The sequence below is a fragment of the Nocardia heshunensis genome (genome assembly GCF_054782115.1).
This window is the reverse complement of sequence record NZ_BAAGTC010000043.1, coordinates 1-615: the sequence shown is the minus strand read 5'-3', so window position 1 is coordinate 615 and position 615 is coordinate 1. Positions and strand designations below refer to the sequence as shown.

Annotated in this window: 1 protein-coding gene; it reads right to left on the bottom strand. The window is 65.7% G+C overall.

Annotated elements, in window-relative coordinates; translation table 11 throughout:
- Positions 1-436, bottom strand: a 436-nt coding sequence (locus ACYVN4_RS45045) for an IS110 family transposase (protein ID WP_460730453.1), incomplete at its 3' end; no start/stop codon positions are given.
- Between the last annotated feature and the right edge of the window lie 179 nt (positions 437-615).

Here is a 615-nt window from a genome sequence, read left to right as displayed (position 1 = left end):
CCAGATCGGTGCGACGGCCGGTGAGCAGGCGCAGTTCGAGGATCAACTCGTCGGCAGTACGCAGCTCGGCCAGGTCGCGCCGCATACGCGCCTGGTCGGCGATAATGCGGGCGTCTTTCGCGTCGGTCTTTCCCTCGCCGCGGTAACCGACCGCGGCGTGATTGACGGCCTTACCAGGCAGATACACCACCCGCTGGCCGTTCTCCCACAGAATCGCAAGCAGCAGAGCCGATTCCACGGTAGTCAGGTCGACCGCCCAGGTGACCTCCTGCGCGTTCATCGCCACCACATCACCGAGCAGCGCCGATACCGCCGCTTCGTCGTTGGGTACCGGCCGCGACAGCAGGCGCGTGCCATCGCTGTCGATCACCCAGGCCCAGTGGGTTTCCTTGCCCACGTCGATGCCGACCCACAGCTTGTCCAACCCGACCTCCATCAGTGTGGTTCTTGCAGGTCAACCCGTGGACGAGCCCGCCGTCATCTCCTTAAACCCAGCGATCTTCGCAGTTCTCAATCAGCGGCCGGGAACGTCCAGACGGGCCGGGCGGCCACTCCTTTCGAGCCGCACCACCAAGGCCGGCGAGAACCGAAAAGCCTCACCCGACCCGCCCGGGT